This window comes from Virgibacillus sp. NKC19-3 (assembly GCF_019837165.1).
GTDB lineage: Bacteria > Bacillota > Bacilli > Bacillales > Amphibacillaceae > Virgibacillus_L > Virgibacillus_L saliphilus.
Genome location: NZ_JAGYHC010000001.1, coordinates 2,944,173 through 2,967,973, shown reverse-complemented (window position 1 = coordinate 2,967,973; position 23,801 = coordinate 2,944,173). Strand labels below are relative to the sequence as shown.

Sequence of the window (23,801 nt, the reverse complement as noted above, 5' to 3'; positions counted from 1 at the left end):
CGTTTTCTTTAACTTTTTATCGCATGATAACACGTCCCTTTTGTTGGTTTGGATTGATATCTTAATTATACCAAAGGCTTAGTGTTCATGCGGTTTTTATATGTTCTTCTTCCATTTTTAAAGAATGGTTTTTATTTGCTTTTCAGAGTGTAAAACGTAAGTTACCAAAATAGAGTGTTGATTTCCGATAATATGGTACTATGAAGTTATACGTAATGAGAGGGGAAATGAATAATGGGTTATCCAAATGATATTTTAACAAGCAGAGCAGTAGTAAAGCCTGGTAAATTTGCTGTTTTACCACCGGAAGGTCTAGTCAATAATGTTATTCCTGGTTTTGAAAATACGTCGATGAGTATTCTTTCATCCCCGAAAACAGGTGCTAGCTTTGTTGATTATATTGTTACCCTTCATAAAGGGGGAAAAAACGAAAAAGGTTTTGGAGGCCAGAATGATATTGAAACTTTTGTGTATGTTTTAGAAGGTAGAGTAAAAGCCAGTGCTAACGAGGAAGAATTCATTCTTGAAGAAGGAGGATATTTATACTGTCCTCCATCTGTAGTTATGTACTTAGAAAACTTGCAAGGCACGGATTCTAGATTATTCTTATACAAACAAAAGCATAAACCTCTAGAAGGACATACCCCATGGATCCATGCAGGAAATTCAAACGACAATGAAGAAGTTATTTATGATGATATGGAAAATGTGCATATTCAGGATCTGCTACCAACAGATATTGCTTTTGATATGAATTTCCATATTCTCACCTTTGACCCAGCAGCAAGTCACCCGTTTGTAGAAACGCACTATCAGCAACATGGGGCTTATCTTTTGTCTGGAGAAGGGATGTACAATTTGGATAACGAATGGATTCCAGTGAAGAAAGACGACTATATCTTTATGGGTACCTATTGCTTACAAGCTGCTTATGCAGTAGGCAGAGAAAAATTAAGCTATGTTTATTCGAAAGACTGCAATCGCGACGCTTCTTTATAAGTAGTGATGAGAATGGTAAAAGTACTTTGCGCTTTTACCATTTTTTTAATGCGTAAGTACATATGATAAAAAGTTCAAGGTATTCTGAAGTGCGATTACAAAACAAGACTATAAACAATTTGATAAAAACGAAATTAGCTAAAGTCTGCTTAATCAAAAATCATGCAGCCATTGCGGCTGATGTGTTCGTATTTCTCGACTTGATCCCGGATACATGGAATGTGACCGAGTACCATAACCACGCTTCATGATAAACGCTTTATTTTCATAGGAAAACTCCCAACAATTGGAATTACTGTTTCTGCTACGACATAGTCCTTATCAAAATGAACTAGTGTTATAAAGTAATCGGTTACAAAGAGAGGGATTTCATTGGCCATCTAAAAAAACGAGATCAATCATCATTAGTGTACTTTGGTTGTCCCCTTTAGATTTTTGGAAATAGAATAGAAACAGACATGTTGGGAAGTAAAAACTTGCCTTTCTTATAACTTTTAGATCCAACAAAAAATTCTAAAAAATCTTCAAAATAATATTGACAAACGCTTACATTGTATTATATATTTAACTAAACCGATTTACTAAAACGGTTTAGTAAATCGGTTTATCTGAAACCGTTTCAGTTAAATTAGGTTATTGAAAGGAAGAAAAAAATTGAAAAGAGCAACCATGAATGATGTCGCACAACTTGCAAACGTTTCAAAGAGTACAGTCTCTCAGTATCTTAACAGGAGATATGATTACATGGGAGAGAAAACCAAAAAGCGAATTGAAGAAGCAATAAATGAATTAGGCTACCAATCCAATTATTTGGCGAGAAGTCTAAAACAAAAAAGAACATTCACCATCGGCGTAATAGTTGCCAATATTCTGCATTCATTTTCAACACGAGTGATACGGGCTATTGAAGATGAATGCAATGAACAAGACATACATGTCATTGTCTGTAATGCGGATGATGACCCAATCAAAGAGAAGAAATACATTGATATGTTGAGAGCAAAGCAAGTGGATGGCCTTATTGTATTTCCCACCGATGGAAATGTTGATTTGTATAAGAAAATGGTAGATGAGGAATTTCCTTTGGTTTTTATTGACCGTAAGGTTGAGGATCTTCAAGTAGATACATTTCTTTTAGACAACGAAAATGCTTCTAAGATGGCTGTGGATTATTTTATTAAAAGCGGGCATAGTCGTATTGGAATGATAACATCGTCTTTAATTCACAACGTGACCCCAAGGGTCGAAAGAATAGAAGGTTACAAGAAGGCGTTAAAGGCTCACGGAATCCAACCTGTTAAAGAATATATTAAAGGCCTTGAAGTTCATGAAATAAAAAAAGGCCTGGAAGAAATCTTTTCTCTAGAAGATCCACCGACAGCGTTATTTACTGGAAATGATCTTACTTTAATGGAGGTGTTAAATTTTACAAAAGAAAATAATATGAAGATTCCTGATGACTTTGCACTGATAAGTATCGATGATGTTTCATTTGCTAATATATACGACCCAACACTAACAACAGTTGCACAGCCCGCGTTTTCTATCGGAAAGGAGGCTTCGAAGTTTTTATTACAAAGAATTAATAAAGATATTAACACAGATCCAAAAATTCATAGATTTAAAGCCGAATTAATAGTCCGCACCTCATGTTAGAGAAGTAAAATTTTAAGAAGGGAATGTAAATAGATGTTTACAATTACTTTTTGATTATTAATCGTAAATACAACCAGCAAATAACGGGGAAGAAAGGGACTTAATTTGAGAAAAATAGATGCGTTTTATGTTGCGTCTCTATGCTTATTATGTTTGCTAGTATCGATTATAGAGATCAATATAAAACAGCTGATAGTTTGAATCCTGGTTTATTGGTTAATGCATTGGGAGAAAAGCAGTTAAATACAAGCCTTGAAAAATAATGGAGGTTAATTTTATGAGAAAAAGGAGCCTTTTATCAGTATGTATTATTTTATCAATCAGTTTGATTTTAGTCGGATGTTCCAATAGTTCTAATTCTAATAATCAATCTGATAATGTCGTTACATTAAAGGTTTTATCAGCATCACAGACTGAGGAACCTAATGGGGAAGTTGAAAGGGAAATTGCAGAGGAATTCATGCAACAGAATCCAAATATAAAAATAGAGTTTATAGCTGTACCAGCGAATGAAATGAACACAAAAATTACAACTATGGCAACAGGTGGAGACTTACCGGATATTTTTTTGAATACGCCGGAATATTACCTTCAATATCATGATATGGGTATTGCAGCTGATCTAACAGAGTTATTCAGTGAAGATTATTTTGATCGATTTTACTCAAATGCTATAGAGGAGTCCAATGTAGATGGACACCAAGTATTTATGCCTTGGGAGACAATGCCATATGGATTACTTTATCGGACAGACTGGTTTGAGGAGGAAGGTTTAAAACCACCAGAAACATGGGAGGAAGCTCTCGATGCTGCACGTTCATTTACGAAGGATACGGATAATGACGGGGAAGTGGACAGATATGGGTTTGCGATGATAGGTGAAAAAAATCAGTCTGGTGCTGGACGATTCATTCAAATCTTACGATCGTTTGGTGCTGCAGAACTTATAGAGCAAGACGGCGAATGGCTTACCGAGCTTGATTCTCCCGAAGCAGTAGAAGCTTTTAAGTTTTTCACAGAGCTAGAGACAAAACACGAAGTAGTACCTCCTGGTATCATACAAACAGGCTTTTCAGAAGCAATAAGTATGATGGCGAGTGAAAAAGCAGGGATGATGCTTACAGGTCCCCATACTGTATCCATGATTTTAGATCAGAACCCTGAATTGGAAGGAAAATTTGGTGGTGTTCCTGTCCCTAAAAAAGCTGAACATACTACTACACAGAGTTTGCTTGGATATTCTATTTCTAATAATAGTGAAAATAAAGAAGAAGCAGCTAAATATTTAGAATTTCTTGTAAGTAAGGAAAATCAAAAAAAATGGACTGAAAAAACATATCGTCTACCTGTAGTACAAGAGGTAGGAGAAGATCCTGATATTATTGATGACCCTGTTCTAGGTGGATATATTGAATCACTTAATTATACTTATCCTGTTCCAACTGTTACCTATAATTCTACTGTACAGAATATAGTGGGTGAGGCCTATCAATCTATTATTGGTGGTCAGGAAACTGTAGAAGAAGCGGCTAAGGCGGCAGCTGAAAAAGTGCGCCAAGAAATTCAACAAAATAAATAGAATCTTTATGGGAAAGATAGTTTAATGTCTTTCCCATAAAGGGTAACAATTCGGAGGTAGATAATAAATGAATGGAAATCTAACCCGATCTAGATGGAGTGGATATTGGTTTATCTTACCTTCTGCAATAATGCTGATTGCATTAATTGTATATCCACTCATTTATGGGGCCTATATTAGCTTTTTTGATACAAATTTAACCAATCGGTGGGATTTTGTTGGGTTTAAGTATTACATCGAGGCATTTTCAACTCCTGAATTTATCGGAAAGGTGTATACAACATTAAAGTTTACCGCTATTGTAGTTGCAGGAAATATGGTTATAGGAACGTTATTAGCTGTCGTGTTAAATACGAAAATAAAAGGGCGAGGTTTTTTTCGAGCTATTTTAATTTTTCCATGGTTGTTCCCAGAAGTTGTAGTTGCACTACTTTGGAAGTGGTTATATGATCCGATGTATGGATTGTTCAATCATATACTTCTGAAGCTTCATTTGATTTCTGAACCCATTTCTTGGTTGGCAGATCCAAAAGTTGCTTTAATCGCTGTTGCTATAGCTTGTATTTGGAAAGGGTATCCACTAATTATGGTTTTAGCATCGGCGGGTCTCCAGTCTATTCCAAAGGAACTATATGAAGCAGCAGAACTCGATGGAAGTAACAAATTGCAATCTTTCAGACACATCACTTTACCAGGATTAAAACCAGTCCTTTTAGTGGCATTAATTCTTGAAACTGTGTGGTGGTTTAAGCACTTTACCATTATTTGGTTATTAACAGCCGGAGGTCCAGTTGATACAACAAGTGTCGTAAGTATAGATATTTACCAGAGGGCATTTGAAGACTTTCAATTTGGACGAGCTGCAGCCTTTTCCGTGCTAGTATTGTTTGTTTGTCTTTTTATAAGCTTTATTTATAGGAAGGTGATGGCTGATGAGCAGTAGAAACACAAAAAATATTAATAGATTGATGATTTACATTGTCTTATTTGTATTTTCCATGTTTGTCATTATTCCAGTGTTATGGATGTTGTCAACAGCAGTCAAACCAATGACGGAGGTATTTACGACTCCACCGAAATGGATTCCGAATGAAATAACCTGGGAAGCTTTTGTACGTATGTGGACGGACTACCCGTTTGTATATTATTTTATAAATAGTTTTTTGGTAGTTTCTGTGGCAACCGTTATTTCTTTACTTTTTTCAGCATTAGCAGGTTTTGGAGCATCCCGCTTTTCTTTTCGTGGTAAAGGATCTTTCTTAATCTTCTTATTACTCACGCAGATGTTCCCATCAATAATGTTGCTTATTCCCTTTTATAAGATTTTTGGAACACTGGGTATTGTTAACACTCATATTGGGTTAATTTTAACATACATTACATTTACGCTTCCGCTTTGCTCATGGATGCTGATGGGATATTTTAATTCTATTCCTAAGGAAATAGATGATGCAGCGGCTATTGATGGATGTGGGAAGCTGCGAACCTTTATACAGATAGTTCTCCCACTTAGTCTTCCTGGCGTTGTCGCAACGGCCATTTATTGTTTCATCGTAGGGTGGAATGAATACATGTTTGCATTAGTGCTTATAAATGATGAAGCTTTGAAAACGGTACCAGTTGGTATTGGAGAATTGATTGGTGAGTATAAAGTCATGTGGCCTGATTTGATGGCAGCTTCATTAGTTGCGACGATTCCATTATTGATTGTCTTTTTATTTCTACAAAAATACTTCATTAGTGGTCTTACAGGAGGATCGGTGAAATAGAGTAATTAAAATAATTATATCCTGAATTTGCAAGAGAATTCAGATCGATTAGCAGATTTTGAAGTTATAGCACACACGTACATTGACTAATTGATTCAGCATTCTCATTGCAGATTCAGGTGATAATAATAAATTTATATATTGGGAGGAAAAAACATGTCTAATTTAATCATTAATAACGTCAAAACAATTCTTACAGCTCCGCAAGGATTTAACCTTGTTATTGTTAAAGTGGAAACTTCAGAACCAAATCTCTATGGTCTAGGTTGTGCGACCTTCACTCAACGTCATTTAGCTGTAAAGACAGCAATAGATGAATATTTAAAACCATTTTTAATAGGGAAAGATCCCTCTCGTATTGAGGATATTTGGCAATCTGCAATGGGTAATTCTTATTGGAGAAACGGGCCAGTTTTAAATAATGCTCTTTCCGGGGTAGATATGGCACTATGGGATATAAAAGGAAAAATAGCAGGCATGCCAGTTTATGAATTATTAGGAGGAAAGTGTCGCGAAGGAGCAGCCGTTTATCGACACGCTTATGGTAATGATATTTTGTCGTTAGAAGAATCCGTACAACGTTATATGGAAGAGGGCTATCATTATATTCGCTGTCAAATGGGTGATTACGGTGATCACGGGAAGATCGTACCTCCAGAAGGTGCCCTTACAGGAGCTTATTTTGACCCGAGAGCGTATGTGCGAAGCATTCCTCGTATGTTTGAGGAAATCCGTAATAAGGTTGGTTTTGATATAGAACTTTTAGTTGACGTTCATGAACGACTGTCACCTATCGATGCTGTACATTTATCTAAGCAATTAGAGCCTTATGGTCTCTATTTTCTCGAGGATCCGTTGGCACCTGAACAGTTGGAGTGGTTTCGAATGATACGAAACCAAAGTTCAACACCTATTGCAATGGGAGAGCTTTTTAATAATCCACGTGAATGGTTACCGCTTATTACGGAAGGGCTAATCGATTTTATTCGTGTTCACATTAGTCAAATAGGCGGGATAACTCCAGCAAAGAAATTGGCGACCTTTTGTGAAATGTTTAGTGTGAGAACAGCGTTTCATGGCCCTGGCGATCTGTCACCTATCGGGCATATGGCACACTTACATCTAAATATTTGCAGTTCAAACTTTGGAGTTCAGGAGTGGTATGGATTATCAGAACAACTAGAAGAGGTATTTCCGGGCTGTCCAAGTATTAAGAAAGGTTATGTGTATCCCAATGATCAGCCGGGATTGGGAATCGATATTAATGAGGAAGAAGCTGCTAAGTATCCTTGTTCAACGGAATTCTCTGCATGGACATTATCCAGAGGACGTGACGGCACTTACGTACGACCATAAGAATGATTCAATAGTCGAATCATACGATTTGATTAGCTCGGAGTTTTCTGAGAAAGTTGAATTAACAATGAAAAGGACAAAAAAGTTAGTCTGGTATTTTATGAATGACTTCAGGCTATAAAACATAATAAAACGAGAAAAAACCTAGCTAATTAAAAGGTGTCTGATAAGGAGAATAATTCATGGATGTTGTCACACTGGGTGAAACGATGGTGCTGTTTACACCAGAGATTTCGGGTTATATGAGATATGCTGGTAATTTTTCTACAAAAGTGGCAGGTGCAGAATCAAATCTTGCCATTGGACTTGCACGACTTGGGCACAATTCTTCCTGGGTTAGTCGACTTGGGGATGATGAGTTTGGTAAGAAGATTTTATCATTTATCCGTGGTGAAGGTGTTGATGTTAGTAGGGTATCCTATAGTCCCTCGGCATCAACAGGGCTTTACTTTAAGGAAATGATAACAGATGATGAGGTTCGAGTTCAGTATTATCGAAAGGATTCGGCCGCAAGTCGCATGAAACCTTCCGACTTGCATGAAACGCATATTAAGAACGCAAAATATTTACATCTTACCGGTATCACACCAGCCCTAAGTGAAAGTTGTTATGAAACAGTGATGAAAGCCATTGAGATAGCGACAAGCTCTGGAGTGACCGTTGTATTTGATCCAAATTTACGACGGAAATTGTGGCCAGAAGACCATGCACAAGAAGTGTTGCTTGAAATTGCGGCAAAGGCGGATATTGTATTGCCCGGTTTAGATGAAGGGCAATTCCTTTTTGGGGATCTTGATGCTGAAACAACGGCAAGACATTTTTTTGAACATGGGCCATCGCTTGTTGTATTAAAATTGGGAGCTGAAGGAGCGTATTATTATTCAGATAAAGAACAAGGGCGTGTTGCAGGATTTCCTGTACATCGGGTAGTCGATCCGGTTGGTGCCGGTGATGGATTTGCTGCAGGATTGTTGTCAGGCCTGTTGGATAGTCTTTCTCTTGAAAAAGCAGTTGAACGAGCTGCTGCTGTGGGGGCTTTAGTGACAATGGTTAAGGGAGATGTTGAGGGGTTACCAGATCGATCCCGGTTGAATGCTTTTATTGAAGGAAAACATAGAGAGGGTGTCAATCGATAAGGATGGGTATGCACACATTACAGTCTATTTATAAAAACAAGTTAGTCGCAGTGATTCGTGGTGCTACAGAAGAAGAAATTATCCCTATTGCTAAAGCTCTCCATGAGGGCGGAGTGAATATATTGGAAATCACAGCAGAAACACCGAGTGTATTATCATTACTCAAGCGTGTATCCTATGAATTTGGTAATGAAGTAACCGTTGGCGCGGGTAGTGTGTTAGACTCGGAAACGGCGCGAAATGTGATCATGGCTGGTGCAAAATTTATTTTCGCGCCTACGGTAAACGTAGAGACAATTCAAATGGCAAAACGATACGGGGTAGTCAGCATTCCCGGTGCTATGACTCCGACGGAAATTTTGACGGCTTATGAATATGGTGCGGATATTATTAAGATTTTTCCAGCAGGAGTGTTGGGACCGAAATATGTAAAAGATTTACATGGTCCTCTACCCCATATTCCACTGATGCCAACAGGTGGGGTAGATCTTGATAATATTCGAGAATACTTCCAAAATGGAGCGGTAGCAGCAGGTGTCGGTGGTTCACTCGTCGATGCAAAAAAGACAATAGATAAAACAGCATTGCGGGAACTTACGAAAAAAGCAATTCAATTTAGAGAAAAAATTAGCTAGCGGTTTCCTAAATAAGCTGTAACGTTACGATAAATAACCAAGCTAAAAACTACAGCTTATGGAAAATAATAGATGAAAGTGAACAGTAATATGATTCTGTTTAACGATACAATAACGGGGAACGTCACAGGTAGTATTATTCCAGCTGAAGGAGGGATTTCACATGACATATGATTTAATAATTACGGGTGGAAATGTTGTTTTTCATGACGGTATACGTAGCGTGGATATTGGAATTAAAGATGAAAAAATTGCTGCTATTGCCCAGGATCTTTCCGGAGATGTAGGAGAGATCATTGATGCAAGTGGTCAGTACGTTATGCCTGGAATGGTTGATACCCATGTTCACATCTCAGAACCAGGCCGCACCGAATGGGAAGGCTTTGAAACAGGATCAAGGGCGTTGGCAGCAGGAGGAACGACTAGTTATGTCGAAATGCCGCTTAATGCTTTGCCGGCAACGACCAATAAGGAAGCACTTGATCTTAAATTGGAAGCAGGAAAAGATAAAAACTATGTGGATTATGCTTTCTACGGTGGGCTTGTTCCGGATAATCTTGATAATTTGAAAGAAATGGCTGATGCAGGAGTGCTTGCCTTTAAATGTTTTATTTCTAATTGTGGCAGTGATATTCAAGGCGATTTTACCAATGTTGATGATTATACCCTATATAAAGGGATGCAAACGTTAGCAGAACTTGATCAATTACTGTGTATCCATGCCGAGAATTCGACCATTCCAGATAAGCTTGCGGAGGAAATGGAAAGCGAAGGTAAAACGACTGCAGTGGATTATGTCAATTCACGTCCTATATTTACAGAAGTGGAAGCTGTGCAACGTGCGTTGTTGTTTGCCAAAGAGACAGGTTGTAAATTACACTTGGTGCATATTAGTACATCTGAAGCTATTCAAGTCATTTTGAGAGCTCGTGCAGAAGGTGTGAATGTGACACTTGAATCATGTCCTCACTATTTAGCGTTGAGTGTGGAAGACTTAGAGGAAATAGGTCCTAGAGCGAAATGTCAACCGCCTCTAAGAAAGAAAGAAGATCAAGAAAGACTATGGGGTGAATTATTAGCAGGCAATATTGATTGGTTAGCATCGGACCACTCGCCTTGTACAGAAGACCTGAAAGAAGGTAATATTTTTGAAGCATGGGGCGGTATAAGCGGGGCACAAAATAATGTTGACCTTATGTTTGATTTAGCAGTAAAACAACGGGGGGTGCCTGTAAGTAAATTTGTTGATTTAATTGCAACAACTCCAGCCGAGCGGTTTAACCTGCCAAATAAAGGAGAAATTGCAGTTTCTAAAGATGCGGATATTATACTGGTGGATCCTAATAACTCTTATACGTTGAAAAGAGAAGATCTATACTATAAAAATAAACATAGTGCATACGAAGGCAGAAAAATTGATTGTCGTGTGACGAAGACGATTGTTCGAGGAAATATCGTTTTCGATGTAGATGAAGGTATCATTGGAAGGCCTAAAGGGAAGTTAATTTCTGCAGGCAAATAAATAAGATCTAACGATTGCAACGTGAGCTCCTCCACTTCGAGACGAAGAAAAGGATTAATGATTTATAGACAGCTGTAGTAATGATATTGGAGTTGTTCATTCATCGGATTTGGGATCCATGAAGGTGATAAGCTAGTAGATGAAATAAAATAATAGATGTATTAGTAAAGATTCTTCCTTCTGGATTCAAGAGGGGAGATTTTTTTATTTATATATCTAGATTATTATTTGACAGAAACAGTCAAATCACAGGCGATGATAGGCGTATATATATAGGCGATACGGAAATAGAGAAATGTACAAACATGCTGATGAAGTATAGTCAATGTGTATATATTATTGTTCAAAACAGTTAAATTTAAAAGTCGATTGTTGAAATGAGACAATTTGAATCATTGTTTTTATTTATAGGAGACAGTGACATCACCTTTTTATTGCTTTACTCTTACAAGTAAGGGTTTACATTTTTGAATTATAATTTGAATTATAATTTGCTGAAATCTGAATGGTATGTTGATTGATATCAGAAGGGGTTGATCTATAAAAATTTACCTATTAATCAGTTAGAGTAATAATGGAATGATAGTGTTGCCATAAGCTAGATAAATGAAACCAAGTGAATGAATAATAAACCCGGAAGATAAATCAATTATCGTGAATGGAATGAAAAATACTACATTATAAAAACAAACTAAACGATGAGGAAAGGTTTCTAGCCAAGGGTAAATACGCAAAAGATTTACAAAAAAAATTATAAAGCATACATGAAAAATAAAATTCGGAATAATTAAAAATAAAATTCGACGTTTCATAGGTGTGTTGGCCTGGTTCTTGTTTAATATTAACTAATAGTAAAAAGAAAGTGGTAAAAAAGGCGTATGCAGGTGCTACCTATACATCCGGATACGGGGAAGATAGATTGAAGAAAATAACTTTTCAAATGGAGGAATTTGATGATTAATACGGAAAACCATATCATCAACAAAGAAAGGCTAAAAAAACGTTTATTACAACTTGGAGAAATTGGTAAGCAGACATCGGGCGGCGTTACCCGTTTGGCTTTTTCAAAAGAAGACAGAGAGGGACTGGAGCTTATCTCTTCCTATATGAAAGAAGCCGGATTGGAAGTTCGTCAAGATGCTGCAGGAAACCTTATTGGACGGAAAGAGGGGCAGAATCCGAATGCTTCGGTTGTCATCACAGGCTCGCACAGCGACACTGTCTATGAAGGGGGAGTCTATGATGGAGCTTTGGGAGTTATAGGCGCTATTGAGGCTACCCAGTCAATAGCAGAACAGGGGATTGTGACTGAACATCCGATTGAGGTCGTTGCCTACAGGGATGAAGAAGGAGTGCGTTTTTCCGGCGGATTTTCGGGAGCAGCTGCAACTGTTGGAAACTTTAGGCCCGAAGTCCTCAATTATGTGGATGATCAAGGAGTAACTGTTGCTGAGGCTTTAGAGATCGAGGGGCTGGATCCGCAGCGGATTAACGAAGCTGCCCGTAAGGAAGGTTCTGCGAAAGCTCATATTGAGCTTCACATCGAACAGGGCAAAGTACTGGAAGGTAAGAATTGCTCAGTTGGAGTTGTCACTGGAATATGTTGTTCTTCAAGGCTTAGAGTTAAGTTGGTTGGGGAAGCAGGCCATGCCGGCACGACGCCCATGGATATCAGGCATGATCCACTTGTATCTGCAGCTGAAATCATACAGGTAATTCAAAAAGAAGCTAATTCTACGGGAACCACAGTGGGTACGGTAGGAAGATTGAAAGTGCACCCAGGAGGGGCCAACGTTATTCCTGGGATGGTGGAATTTTCGATCGACCTGCGTGACTTAAGTAGGGAAATTCGCGATGAGGTGGAAAAAAAGGTTTTAAAACAAGCGAAGGAAATTTGCCATAAAAATGGAATTGAAATGAAAATAGATGTTTGGCGTAAAAATATACCAAAGCCATGTTCTAATTATGTGCAAAAGGTTATTAATAATTCTTGTGAAAAATTAGATATAGACGCTCTCAGCCTGTCTAGTGGAGCAGGTCATGATTCTGGAAATTTTGTAGACTTTTGTGAGCAGGGAATGGGAATGATCTTCATCCGTTCCAAGGATGGTATCAGTCATAACCCAGCGGAATGGAGCTCTATGGAAGACTGTGCTGATGGAACAGAAGTTTTGTATCATACAATATTAGACTTGGCTGTGCCTGTACAAATCGAATAGGCAGTAATTCACTAAATTAACTGTTTATTAACTATTTTCAGATTCAAGAATCAAATAGTACCAAGAGCATATTGAATATGGAGGTAAAAGACATGTCTACTCCTTTAAACAATGATGAAGATATCAAAAAGAAACAACCTTTTTATAAGGGGTTATTTTTTCAGATTATCATGGCTATTGTTGCAGGTATTTTAATAGGATACTTATGGCCTAACTTTGGCGCAGCACTTCAGCCTCTTGCTACGGGATTTATTAAGTTAATTAAAATGATTATCTCACCACTTATCTTCGGTGTCATTGTTGTAGGGATAGCAAAAGTCGGTGATGTAAAGTCTGTTGGTAGAATTGGACTTAAAACAATTGTATATTTTGAAATTATTACAACCTTGGCTTTGATAGTGGGCATGGTCGCGGCAAACCTTATATCCCCTGGCTCAGGAATGGCCATTGATGTTTCAACGTTGAGCCAAGACGAACTCAATAGTGAAACCGGTGGTGCTGAAATGCCGGGTGGTGTGGAATTTATCATGAATATAATTCCTGAAAGTGTCTTTAGTGCATTTGCTGATAATTCTCTCTTGCAGGTTCTTTTATTTTCATTAATGTTTGGATTTGCTCTTTTGTTAGTTAATGAAAAGCAGGAAACGATGCTTTTGGATGCACTAGAACAATTTAACGAAGTTATTTTTAAAATTGTTGGCTTCATTATGAAATTGGCTGTACCTGCTACGTTTGGAGCTATTGCCTTTAGCGTTGGGGAATACGGACTGGAAACACTAGTATCTTTCGCAAAGCTCATCGGTGCAGCGGCAGTGGCTACTATTGTTTTTCTGGTTATCATTAGTATAATCTTGCGTATTTTTGGGGGTGTCAATCTTGTAAAACTCATACTGTACTTTCGAGAAGAGATTGTATTGGCATTTGCTACTGGATCATCGGAAGCAGTAATGCCGAGAACAATAAAAAAGTTGGAGGATATTGGGTGCGAACGAGCAGTGGTTGGTCTTGTAGTGCCAACCGGATATTCATTTAATCTAGATGGTGCTTCAATCTACCTTGCTGTTTCAATAGTGTTCCTTGCACAGGTGACAGGTGCAAATATGAGCTTTGTAGATCAATTGATTATTTTGGGGATTCTCTTACTCACCTCTAATGGAATGGCAGGAGTACCAGGATCAGCCTTTGTGGCCCTTTCTGCAACTGCTGCTGCCACTGGATTCATTCCTGTTGCTGCCGTGGCCCTTATGCTTGCTCCTGATAGATTTATGGGAGCAATGCGTACAACGACCAATTTGGTTGGTAATATTGTGGCAACAATTATTGTTGCTCGATGGGAAAAAATGTTTGATATTGACCAAGCCCGTTGGACTTTGTCAAATGAAAACAGGCATCAAATAAGAGAGCAAATTGCAGAAAAGAAAACTGGCGGTTTGTAGTAATTAAATGGTTAACTATTTGCGCATAAAACGCAATACTTTTCTGTATCAAGTAACCCTTTTAGTTACTTAAAAAGGTGAAATCCTGTAATTATGGGAATCAACTCTTAGTATCGATATTGCTCAAAACAGACGTTTATTTTTTAAGTTTAAATGACGAAAAGAAATGATGTAAGAATGAAAGATAGTGGGAGGAATAGAAATGACACATATTAAGATGAAGAGTGGCGATTTCACGTTTACAGCTAGACTGGATGAAGAAGGGACACCTGAAACCAGTAAATGGTTTCTTAAACAGCTCCCGTTTAAGATCTCGGTAATTCAAGCAGCTTGGAGTGGGCCGGCATTTTTTACAGATTTGAACTGGATTGGATTTGATGTTCCTTTTGAAAAGGCAACCAGTTACCCTCTCCCCGGTCAAGTTATCATGTACCCTGGCGATGAAAGAGGGAACAGCGGGGAAATTTATATCCCTTATGGTGGTAACTGTTTTGCCTGTCCTAGAGGCCAATTGGCGGGAAACCCCTTCCTAATTATTACTGAAGGTGTGGAGCAGTTGGAAGTATTTGGTCGTAAAGTTCGATGGGAAGGCGCTCAGGAAATAGCATTCGAAAAAGTAGAATAAAGTAAATGGGCAATGTAAGCGGACGGGAGGCGAAATCATAACTCTATGAAAGCAGGACCTGTGATAAGAAAAAACGATATAAAACAATATATGCCTACTTTAAATAGAATTGAATAAGGTATTACTTGAATATTTCTTACTATATAAAAAGAGTTAGATCGCCTCTTTGCAAGTGAATCAAATAATAGGGACAGGGTGGTGTGAATGGATTGAACAAAATATCCTTTTCGATTACAGGAGATGCACTGGTCACACAAAGAATGCCTAAAAATGATCAAAGACTTTTGGATATACATGGACTTTTAATGAAATCGGATGTCCGATTCACCAATTTGGAAACCTCCATACACAATTATGAAAATGATGTATACCCATCACGACATAGTGGCGGAGATTGGATAGCGGCTTCACCTGGTATTTTGTCTGACTTGAGGTGGTTGGGATTTAACATTATGTCTGCACCGAATAATCATAGTATGGATTGGTCTCATAACGGACTTGTGAAGACCATTGAAAACCTAGAACGGGAAGGTATCGTATATGCAGGTGTTGGCATGAATTTGGCTGAAGCCAGTCGCCCAAAATATTTGGAGACCCCTAAAGGAAGAGTGGCTATCATAGCAGTTAACACGACATTTCGGGATTGGCATCCAGCAGGGGAACAACGATCCGACTTTATAGGAAGACCGGGAATCAATCCCCTTCACTTTGCTACTATCCATAGAGTCAGAAAAGATGATTTAGAAAGTCTTAAGACTGTCGCACGACAAACAGAAATCAATAAACGAGTAAACAATGATAAAGAAGAGATTTTTCAATTTGGAGACTATCTGTTTGAAGTTGGTGAACCTGGTACGTATACAACAATGGATAAAAAGGATGCAAACCAAATCAAGAAGTCAATACAAGAAGCTATTCGTATGGCTGATATCGTCCTTGTCAGCAATCATTCTCATGAAATGAAAGGAACAGACAAGAGTCAATTGGCAGATTTCCAACAGGAGTTTGCCCATATGTGTATTGATGCTGGAGCTAACGCATATATCGGGCATGGTCCTCATGTCATAAGAGGGATTGAAATTTATAAAGAGCGTCCGATTTTTCATGGACTTGGTGATTTCTTTTACCAGGCTGAACTTATTGAAAAGCAGCCGGCAGAATTTTATGACAAATATGGTGAATTTGGTCCTGGATATGTTACATCGGATGGGTATGACTTTCGGATAAAAAATGAAGGGAAAATGAATAATGAGACCAACCCGAAGACGTATGAATCATTCATTGGTAATTTTAATCTCATTGAAGGATGTGTACAAAATATTACCATCCACCCTATAACGCTTGGGTTTGAGAAGCGCCGTCCTGGGCGTGGCACTCCCGAATTAGCTTCCAAAGAGGCTGGGGAAAGAATTTTAAATGAACTTCGGGAACTCTCCTCACCATTTGGTACAAATATACAATCGAGAGATGGTATTGGAGTAATTGAAACGGGGACAAATACACTGTCTTTATCTTAGTTGCAATCTTCACATGGTTTCCTAACTCTTTGAAGAAAGGAATGAGGAAGAACTATTCTTTGTAAAACAGGTGATCATTCTATGATAAGGGTGTAAACGGAAGCATGGAGATTTCAAAATAGAAACTTAAAGTAACACGATGATTTCATTATCAAAGAGCAATTTTTTGTTCTTGAAATATATCATACATGGAGGAATAAATATGAAAAAAATGAAGATTACTAGTGGCGATTATATTTTTGTTGCAGAATTGGATGAAGAAGGGACTCCTGAAACTAGTAAGTGGTTTCTTAAACAGCTTCCAATGGAAATTTCTGTAATACAAGCAGCTTGGAGCGGACCAGCAGTATTTTCGGATTTGAATTGGATCGGTTATGATGTACCTTTTGAAAAGGCTACAAGTTATCCATTACCAAGTCAAGTTGTATTTTATCCTGGTGATGAAAAGGGGAATAGTGGTGAAATCTATATTCCTTACGGTGGCAATTGTTTTGCGTGTCCTAGAGGACAGCTTGCTGGCAACCCATTCTTGCATATTATAGAAGGAGAAGAGCAATTACCAGAGTTCGGTAAAAAAGTTCGTCACGAAGGTGCTCAAAAAATAACTTTTGAAGAAATTGATTAACTAATTGGCATATAAAAAGATTACCTTTTATAAAAAATATAACAATAAATAATATAGTTAAACGAGGGAGTTAAGAACAACAGAAAATAAACTCCCTTTTTTTCTTACAATACAGGAGGTTTAGTTTACTAATGGCTATTAAACAAAAAGAAGTATATGAGAATGAAAACAAAAAAAAGTTCCGCTTTACTATGCCGGATGCATATGTGATTATATTCTCTATTTTATTAATAGCAGCTATTGCCACATTAATCCTTCCATCGGGCGAGTATAGTAGGGAAACAGTCGATGGTGTTACAAGAGTTGTTCCAGATAGTTATCAAACCACAGAATCTGAACCATTAGGGTTTATGGACATACCTTTGTCCATTCAAAATGGCATGGTGGAAACAGCTGAATTGATCTTCCTTGTTCTTATTATTGGAGGGGCATTTGCAGTAATTGAATCTACCGGAACTATTAACGCTTTAATTAAAAGTTCCATTGCCAAAACCAAAAATAAAGAATATTTATTAATTGCAGTAGTATGTATCGTTTTCTCCGTTTTTGGTGCTCTTGGTATTTTAACAAATGCACAAATTGCATTTATTCCAATCGGCATTATTTTAGCACGGTCATTAGGACTTGATGCAATTATTGGAGTAGCTCTCATTAAATTAGGGGCTGATGCCGGCCATTCAGTAGCTTCATTAGACCCAATAAGTACAGGCTTAGCCCAAAACATAGCTGAATTACCCTTGTTTTCAGGTGTTACTTTACGGCTTGTATTAACTTTATTTATATTAGCAGCAACTATTTTGTACATCTGTTATTATACAAAAAAGGTGAAGGACAATCCAGAAAAAAGTTATATGGGGAAAGAACGTTTTCCGACGTATGATAGTTCGGTCAGTGAAAATGAAGAAGTTCAATTTACAGGTACGCATAAACTAGTTCTCACATTGTTAGCGTTATGCATGGGTTTTTATATTTTCGGTGTTTTTAATTATGATTGGACAACAAGTCATATGGCAGCCATATTTATTGTTGTAGCAATTGGTACCGCTGTCATTGCTAGATTAACACCTAATAAATTGGTGAAAGTATTTACAAAAGGAACACAGCAATTGGCTTATGGAGCTTTGATTATAGGGTTGGCTCGATCTATTATAATTTTATTAGAAAACCAGCAGGTTTTAGATACAATAGTTCATGGCTTATCCGCAGCAATCTCTCCATTATCGTCTTATACAGGAGCAATCGCTATGTTTGTAATGAATGCCCTTTTCAATTTATTTGTCTCTTCTGGAAGTGCCCAGGCTGCTATTGTTATGCCACTAATGACTCCATTGGCTGATATAATGGAAATTCCCAGACAAGTGGCTGTACTAGCCTATAAGCTTGGTGATGGATTTACAAATGTAATAACACCTGCTTCAGGAACGTTAATGGCTTGTTTAGCAGTTGCCGGCGTTTCTTGGATAAAGTGGATAAAATTTATCTTACCACTTGTTGCAATATGGACTGTGCTTGCTATCATATTCTTATCCATTGCTGTTGTGATAAATTGGGGGCCGTTTTAAAAGCCTAGAAAAGTTAATTGCTACCATGAATAGACAGGAATGATAGCTTTGGTTTATTTACGATTTTGTACCAGATTCCATATCCTTATTATTGTTAATAGAGTTTATATCGATAATAGAACTACTTAAGTGTCCAACCTTTGTTTCTATTTTTTCTACCTTAATACTATTCTTCAAACATGTAAAAAAGAAGCGTTTGTAGAATAGTATTCATGAGAAGAAAGGCAGGCCCTTTAAATTGCTCCATATTGATTTATAATTTGGTGAAAGTACAAAACTAAAAATATGGTTGACAAAAGTCCGATTTCACATTATTATAAAATATAAATAAATAGTTGCGGTTGAAAATTGTGGGAGAGACTAAGTAAAGTTTTAACTTAGCACCGAAGGAGCAAGTACCCAAAATTGGGTGTTAATCTCTCAGGTTAAAGGATCACAATAAGACGCGTCTCTGGAGAGAGCCACAGGCCACCAACGGAGTTAAACTCTCAGGTAAAAGGACAGAGGAAAATAGAAAACACCTATTTTCCTCTGTCCTTTTTATTGACAAATCGTTTTTTAATTTTGAGGCTTTGAAAGCGGTTCCTAAAAAGTGTTGAATACTAATGTGTTGTTCAGATAAACTTCATCCCTTAATTATGGAAAAAATGGAAAGTTATATTCGTTAGTATAGTTATTATGAAAGGAATAGAAATTTAATATCGGCGGATGATTGTCGTGGGAAAGTGTATGTTCACCGAAGGAGCAAGTTCCAAAAATACCCTTGGAATAAATCTCTCAGGTAGATGAAACCACAACAGGACGCACCTCTGGAGAGAGCGTATATAAACGCCACCAAAGGGGAAAGCTCTAAGAAGGAGTTAATCTCTCAGGTAAAAAGGACAGAGAAGGGTAGCAAATGCATGATACCCTTCTCTGTCCTTTTTTGACGTATATAAAAGGGTTAAAGAATCATCCCATTACTTTCAAGGTAGGTAACCCGATATAATGAAAGACTTAGGGTTATGGGTCAGGCGTACAAATTAAAAAGGAGGAGTAAACAATGAGTTTACAACAAAATGATTCCATTATTTTTGAAGCGATTAAAAAGGAACATGAGCGTCAACATGACACACTGGAGTTAATTGCATCCGAGAACTTTGTTAGTGAAGATGTATTAGAGGCAATGGGGAGTGTGATGACAAATAAATATGCAGAAGGTTATCCTGGGAAACGTTATTATGGCGGATGTGAATATGTCGATATAGCTGAAACAACTGCTATTGAACGCCTAACTAAATTATTTAATGCCAAATATGCGAATGTACAGTCACATTCAGGTGCACAAGCAAACTTTGCCGTTTTTTATGCATTACTACAGCCTGGTGATAAAATAATGGGAATGAATCTTTCACATGGGGGGCACTTGACTCATGGAAGCCCTGTCAATATTTCTGGAAAATGGTTTGATGTCGTATCTTATGAAGTGAATAAAGACACGCAATTGATCGATTACGATGAATTAGAAGCGATAGCCGAAAAAGAAAAACCTAACGTGATTATTGCAGGAGGAAGTGCTTACGCAAGGACGATTGATTTTGCACGCTTTAAGGAAATTGCGGATCAAGTTGGAGCAAAACTGATGGTAGATATGGCTCATATCGCAGGACTTGTAGCAACTGGAGTTCATCCATCACCGATCCCGTATGCAGATGTTGTGACTAGTACGACACATAAAACATTAAGAGGACCGCGTGGAGGAATTATTTTAACGAATGACGAGGAGGTTATGAAGAAGGTTAATAAGGCTGTTTTCCCGGGAATTCAGGGTGGACCATTAATGCATATTATTGCTGCTAAGGCCGTTGCTTTCAATGAAGCATTACAGCCAAGTTTTACAGAGTACGCCAAACAAATTGTTCAAAATGCAAAAGTTCTTAGTAAAACATTAAAAAATGAAGGTGCAACACTTGTATCGGGGGGAACAGATAATCATATTGTTCTTTTAGATGTACGTCCGTGGAAATTAACAGGTAAAGATGCAGAAAAGATATTAGAAGATGTAGGAATTACTGCAAATAAAAATACGATCCCATATGATCCAGAAAGTCCATTTGTTACAAGTGGAATTCGTATGGGTACAGCTGCCTTAACAACACGAGGTATGAAGCAAGAAGAGATGGAGAAAATCGGAAAAGTCATTGCTTCCGTTTTGAATAATAAAGAAGATAAGGAAGTACTGGAGAAAGCAAAACAAACAACGAAAGAAATTTGTGATGCATTTCAGCTATATCAAAATCCAGTGGAAGTATAAGAAACAAACGATGTAACGAAGGTCAAAAATAATCAAGTGATTCATGCAGCAAACTAAGGTAAAGTCTTTAAAGAAGCCCGAAACAAATTTGCAAAAATGAATAGATACAGATTGATGTAAAACTAACCTTTTCCATTTTGCGTAATATGTGAACTTCGGTGGAGTAGAAGATGTTCTAATTTCTTGCACAGGTTACATCGGGGAAGGTGGGTTTGGCCTACACTTAGCTTACGGCGCTGTGTTGACAATAAGGAAGTTGGGGCACCACTTAAAATGCAAATTCGTAAAAAATGATGTGGTTGTAGCCCCAACATCATTTTATAAAAGAATAAGATGGACTCAGGATGTTAAAAAATACGTTCGGGAGGAAAACAGTAAATGATGAATGAGTTGCTGTATAGCAAGGAACATGAATGGGTTTTACGTTTAGACGAGAATAATGTACGAATCGGGATCTCAAATTATGCACAAGAAGAATTAGGGGATATCGTCTTTGTAGAAAATCCGGTAGAAGATGATGAAGTCACGGCAAACGAATTAATGGGCACCATTGAGTCAGTTAAGGCGGTTTCAGATCTTTATTCTCCAGTATCAGGAGTGGTTGTTCAAGCAAATGAGGTGTTAGATGATAGCCCGGAATTGATAAATGAAGAACCATATGAGTCAGGTTGGTTAGTAGAAGTAGAATTATCTAATCCTGAGGAATTGGAAACACTATTAAATGAAGAAAGTTACCAGGCGTTTATTAATGAAGGTGGGGAATAAATTGGCTAGCACCTATTGGTATTTGCTGGACACGGAGCTGGCATGTATGACTATTACCTATCCAAGTGTAAGTCCAAGCAATAAAACGGAAAGTGTTTCAGAATTTGACAGCGAAAGGGGGCAGCTAATTGACTATTACTTTAACAGATTCAGCGCTCGATCAGCTTAAGACTACAGAAATAAAAGAAGAGCGGTATCCTCGGATTGATGCTGAGATGGCTGGTGGCTGTGGAATATCTGTGAAACTCAAGCTTGTTTTCGATGGGGTGCGCCGAAAGGATTCAGTTATAGAATATGAGGGAATTCAAATACGTATAGACCGTTTTTCGAAGCGTTATTTAGATGAAGAAACGCAAATTGATTATAACATTGAGCAAGGGTTCCTAATTGGAACGAGTTTTATATCAAGTGCATGTGCAATTGAACTGGATTAACAGGATCAGAAAGAGCAATTGTTCAAAGGGAAAATAGAGGGAGAGGGTTTCTAATGGAAGAAGAATATGATGTTACTATTATTGGCGGTGGACCAGGAGGATATGTTACAGCTATTCGTGCAACCCAGTTAGGCTTAAAAACAGCGATAGTGGAAAAGGAGAAGCTAGGTGGAACATGCCTCCATGCTGGTTGTATCCCAAGCAAAGCATTCTTAAGATGTGCGGAAGTATATGCTGATACAAAAAATGGAGAAACATATGGTGTTATAGCTTCCGAGGTTGGGCTTGATTTTTCAAAGGTGCAATCCCGAAAAGAGGAAATCGTGACGCACTTATTTAAGGGGATTCAACATTTAATGACAAAAGGGAAAATTGATGTTTATGAGGGGACTGGAAGTATTTTAGAATCAAAAGATGTACTAGTAAAAAAGAATAATGAAGAGCAAATATTAAAATCCAAAAATAGTATCATTGCTACAGGTTCCCGCCCAAAAACGCTCCCCGGACTGGAAGTAGATGGACAGTATGTGATGACGTCTGAAGAAGCCTTGAAATTAGAAGAGTTACCGGATTCCATTATCATTGTGGGCGGGGGTGTAATTGGAATTGAATGGGCATCGATGTTTGTTGACTTCGGACTAAAAGTAACAGTGATAGAATATGCGAATAGGATTTTACCGATGGAAGATAAAGATATTTCAAAAGAAGTACAAAGGTTAATGAAGAAAAAAGGTGTTAAAGTTATAACAGGCGCAAAGGTGCTTTCTGAAACATTAGAAAAGAGCGACGGTGTTTCCATTAAAGTAGAACATAAAGGAAAAGAAACGCTATTTTCTGCAGATAAATTATTTGTTTCTGTCGGTCGTTTACCGAATACAGAAGGACTTGGTCTCGAAAATACGACGATTGAAATGGAACGTGGCTTTATTACTACAAATCAATACTACCAAACAAACGAACGAAGTATCTATGCTATTGGTGATGTGATAGACAGCTTACAACTTGCTCATGTTGCATCACATGAAGGGTTGATCGCAGTCGAACATATAGCTGGTAAAAAACCTGCATCACTTGATTATCCACTTGTTTCAAGGTGTATCTACAGCAATCCGGAAGCAGCAAGTGTTGGTTTTACAGAGGCTGAGGCAAAGGAGAAAGGTTATCAGGTGAAAATAGGTAAATTCCCATTTCGCGCAATTGGGAAGTCTCTTGTATTCGGTAAATCGGACGGTTTTGTCAAATTTGTTGTTGAAGAAGCGTCGAATAAGCTGTTAGGAGCACATATGGTAGGGCCACATGCCACGGATATGATCACAGAAGCGGGTCTAGCCCAAGTATTAAATGCTACAGCTATGGACATTGCTCACACCATTCACCCTCATCCAACACTATCTGAAGCAATTGGTGAAGCAGCATTAGCAGTAGATGGTATGGAGATTCATGCTTAGATCTGGCAATATCGAAACAAGATGCTGAACGAAAAAGCAGTAGAATAGTTGAAAGGAAAGGTAGACTTTGTTGTACTTGCAGGATACATGCAAATATTTTCCTCTAATTTAGATTATTATTTGTGGCAATAAAACAATTGAATTTGCGTAACATTTTATATATCAATATTTTTAAAAATTTGTTCTTTTGTTTATATTGGATCATCATTCAATAGCGGGGAGAAG

Annotated in this window: 19 protein-coding genes and 2 riboswitches; all 19 genes read left to right on the top strand. The window is 37.7% G+C overall.

The annotated features are described in order from the left end of the window. Nucleotides 1-234 precede the first annotated feature (234 nt). The 19 genes from allE (at nt 235) to lpdA (ending at nt 23,576) form a co-directional block, all read left to right on the top strand. On the top strand, nt 235-999 hold the full coding sequence (gene allE, locus KFZ56_RS14385) for a (S)-ureidoglycine aminohydrolase (protein ID WP_222642619.1): 765 nt from the start codon (nt 235-237) through the stop codon (nt 997-999). Nucleotides 1,000-1,653: 654 nt separating this feature from the next. Further along, nucleotides 1,654-2,655, top strand: a complete 1,002-nt coding sequence (locus KFZ56_RS14380; RefSeq protein WP_222642617.1) for a LacI family DNA-binding transcriptional regulator — start codon at nt 1,654-1,656, stop codon at nt 2,653-2,655. A 277-nt stretch (nt 2,656-2,932) separates the two neighbouring features. Then, nucleotides 2,933-4,234, top strand: coding sequence for an ABC transporter substrate-binding protein (locus tag KFZ56_RS14375; protein ID WP_222642615.1), 1,302 nt, complete (start codon nt 2,933-2,935; stop codon nt 4,232-4,234). Between the two features lie 67 nt (nt 4,235-4,301). Next, on the top strand, nt 4,302-5,177 hold the full coding sequence (locus tag KFZ56_RS14370) for a carbohydrate ABC transporter permease (protein ID WP_222642613.1): 876 nt from the start codon (nt 4,302-4,304) through the stop codon (nt 5,175-5,177). Next, nucleotides 5,167-6,003: a carbohydrate ABC transporter permease gene (locus tag KFZ56_RS14365; RefSeq protein WP_222642612.1), complete on the top strand. Its 837-nt coding sequence runs from the start codon at nt 5,167-5,169 to the stop codon at nt 6,001-6,003. The genes KFZ56_RS14370 and KFZ56_RS14365 overlap by 11 nt, the downstream gene beginning before the upstream one ends. 156 nt (nt 6,004-6,159) lie before the next feature. Further along, on the top strand, nt 6,160-7,359 hold the full coding sequence (locus tag KFZ56_RS14360) for an enolase C-terminal domain-like protein (RefSeq protein WP_222642609.1): 1,200 nt from the start codon (nt 6,160-6,162) through the stop codon (nt 7,357-7,359). A gap of 182 nt (nt 7,360-7,541) precedes the next feature. After that, entirely contained in the window at nt 7,542-8,495 is a 954-nt protein-coding gene (locus tag KFZ56_RS14355) for a sugar kinase (protein ID WP_222642608.1), read from the top strand. A gap of 8 nt (nt 8,496-8,503) precedes the next feature. Further along, on the top strand, nt 8,504-9,130 hold the full coding sequence (locus KFZ56_RS14350; RefSeq protein ID WP_222642606.1) for a bifunctional 4-hydroxy-2-oxoglutarate aldolase/2-dehydro-3-deoxy-phosphogluconate aldolase: 627 nt from the start codon (nt 8,504-8,506) through the stop codon (nt 9,128-9,130). 163 nt (nt 9,131-9,293) lie between these two features. Beyond that, the gene (gene allB, locus KFZ56_RS14345; RefSeq protein ID WP_222642604.1) at nt 9,294-10,652 is read left to right on the top strand and encodes an allantoinase AllB; all 1,359 of its coding nucleotides are present in this window, start codon (nt 9,294-9,296) and stop codon (nt 10,650-10,652) included. A 974-nt stretch (nt 10,653-11,626) separates the two neighbouring features. After that, nucleotides 11,627-12,871 (top strand): Zn-dependent hydrolase, encoded by a 1,245-nt coding sequence (locus KFZ56_RS14340; protein ID WP_222644005.1) that lies wholly within the window; start codon nt 11,627-11,629, stop codon nt 12,869-12,871. Between the two features lie 92 nt (nt 12,872-12,963). Continuing rightward, the gene (locus tag KFZ56_RS14335) at nt 12,964-14,307 is read left to right on the top strand and encodes a cation:dicarboxylate symporter family transporter (protein WP_222642603.1); all 1,344 of its coding nucleotides are present in this window, start codon (nt 12,964-12,966) and stop codon (nt 14,305-14,307) included. A gap of 202 nt (nt 14,308-14,509) precedes the next feature. Beyond that, the gene (locus tag KFZ56_RS14330; RefSeq protein WP_222642601.1) at nt 14,510-14,932 is read left to right on the top strand and encodes a DUF3830 family protein; all 423 of its coding nucleotides are present in this window, start codon (nt 14,510-14,512) and stop codon (nt 14,930-14,932) included. Nucleotides 14,933-15,141: 209 nt separating this feature from the next. Then, complete coding sequence (locus tag KFZ56_RS14325; RefSeq protein WP_222642599.1) at nt 15,142-16,449, top strand: CapA family protein; 1,308 nt, start codon at nt 15,142-15,144, stop codon at nt 16,447-16,449. Between the two features lie 202 nt (nt 16,450-16,651). Further along, nucleotides 16,652-17,074 (top strand): DUF3830 family protein, encoded by a 423-nt coding sequence (locus tag KFZ56_RS14320; RefSeq protein ID WP_222642598.1) that lies wholly within the window; start codon nt 16,652-16,654, stop codon nt 17,072-17,074. Between the two features lie 131 nt (nt 17,075-17,205). Further along, nucleotides 17,206-18,636 (top strand): YfcC family protein, encoded by a 1,431-nt coding sequence (locus tag KFZ56_RS14315; RefSeq protein ID WP_222642597.1) that lies wholly within the window; start codon nt 17,206-17,208, stop codon nt 18,634-18,636. Nucleotides 18,637-18,977: 341 nt separating this feature from the next. Beyond that, nucleotides 18,978-19,082: riboswitch (glycine riboswitch) on the top strand. A 353-nt stretch (nt 19,083-19,435) separates the two neighbouring features. Further along, a riboswitch (glycine riboswitch) is annotated at nt 19,436-19,531 on the top strand. Nucleotides 19,532-19,678: 147 nt separating this feature from the next. Then, on the top strand, nt 19,679-20,929 hold the full coding sequence (glyA, locus tag KFZ56_RS14310; protein ID WP_222642596.1) for a serine hydroxymethyltransferase: 1,251 nt from the start codon (nt 19,679-19,681) through the stop codon (nt 20,927-20,929). A gap of 378 nt (nt 20,930-21,307) precedes the next feature. After that, on the top strand, nt 21,308-21,694 hold the full coding sequence (gene gcvH, locus KFZ56_RS14305) for a glycine cleavage system protein GcvH (protein ID WP_375540681.1): 387 nt from the start codon (nt 21,308-21,310) through the stop codon (nt 21,692-21,694). Between the two features lie 128 nt (nt 21,695-21,822). Beyond that, nucleotides 21,823-22,128: an iron-sulfur cluster biosynthesis family protein gene (locus tag KFZ56_RS14300; protein WP_222642595.1), complete on the top strand. Its 306-nt coding sequence runs from the start codon at nt 21,823-21,825 to the stop codon at nt 22,126-22,128. Nucleotides 22,129-22,181: 53 nt separating this feature from the next. Continuing rightward, a complete protein-coding gene (gene lpdA, locus KFZ56_RS14295; RefSeq protein WP_222642594.1) occupies nt 22,182-23,576 on the top strand; it encodes a dihydrolipoyl dehydrogenase in 1,395 nt (464 codons plus the stop codon). Nucleotides 23,577-23,801 lie beyond the last annotated feature (225 nt).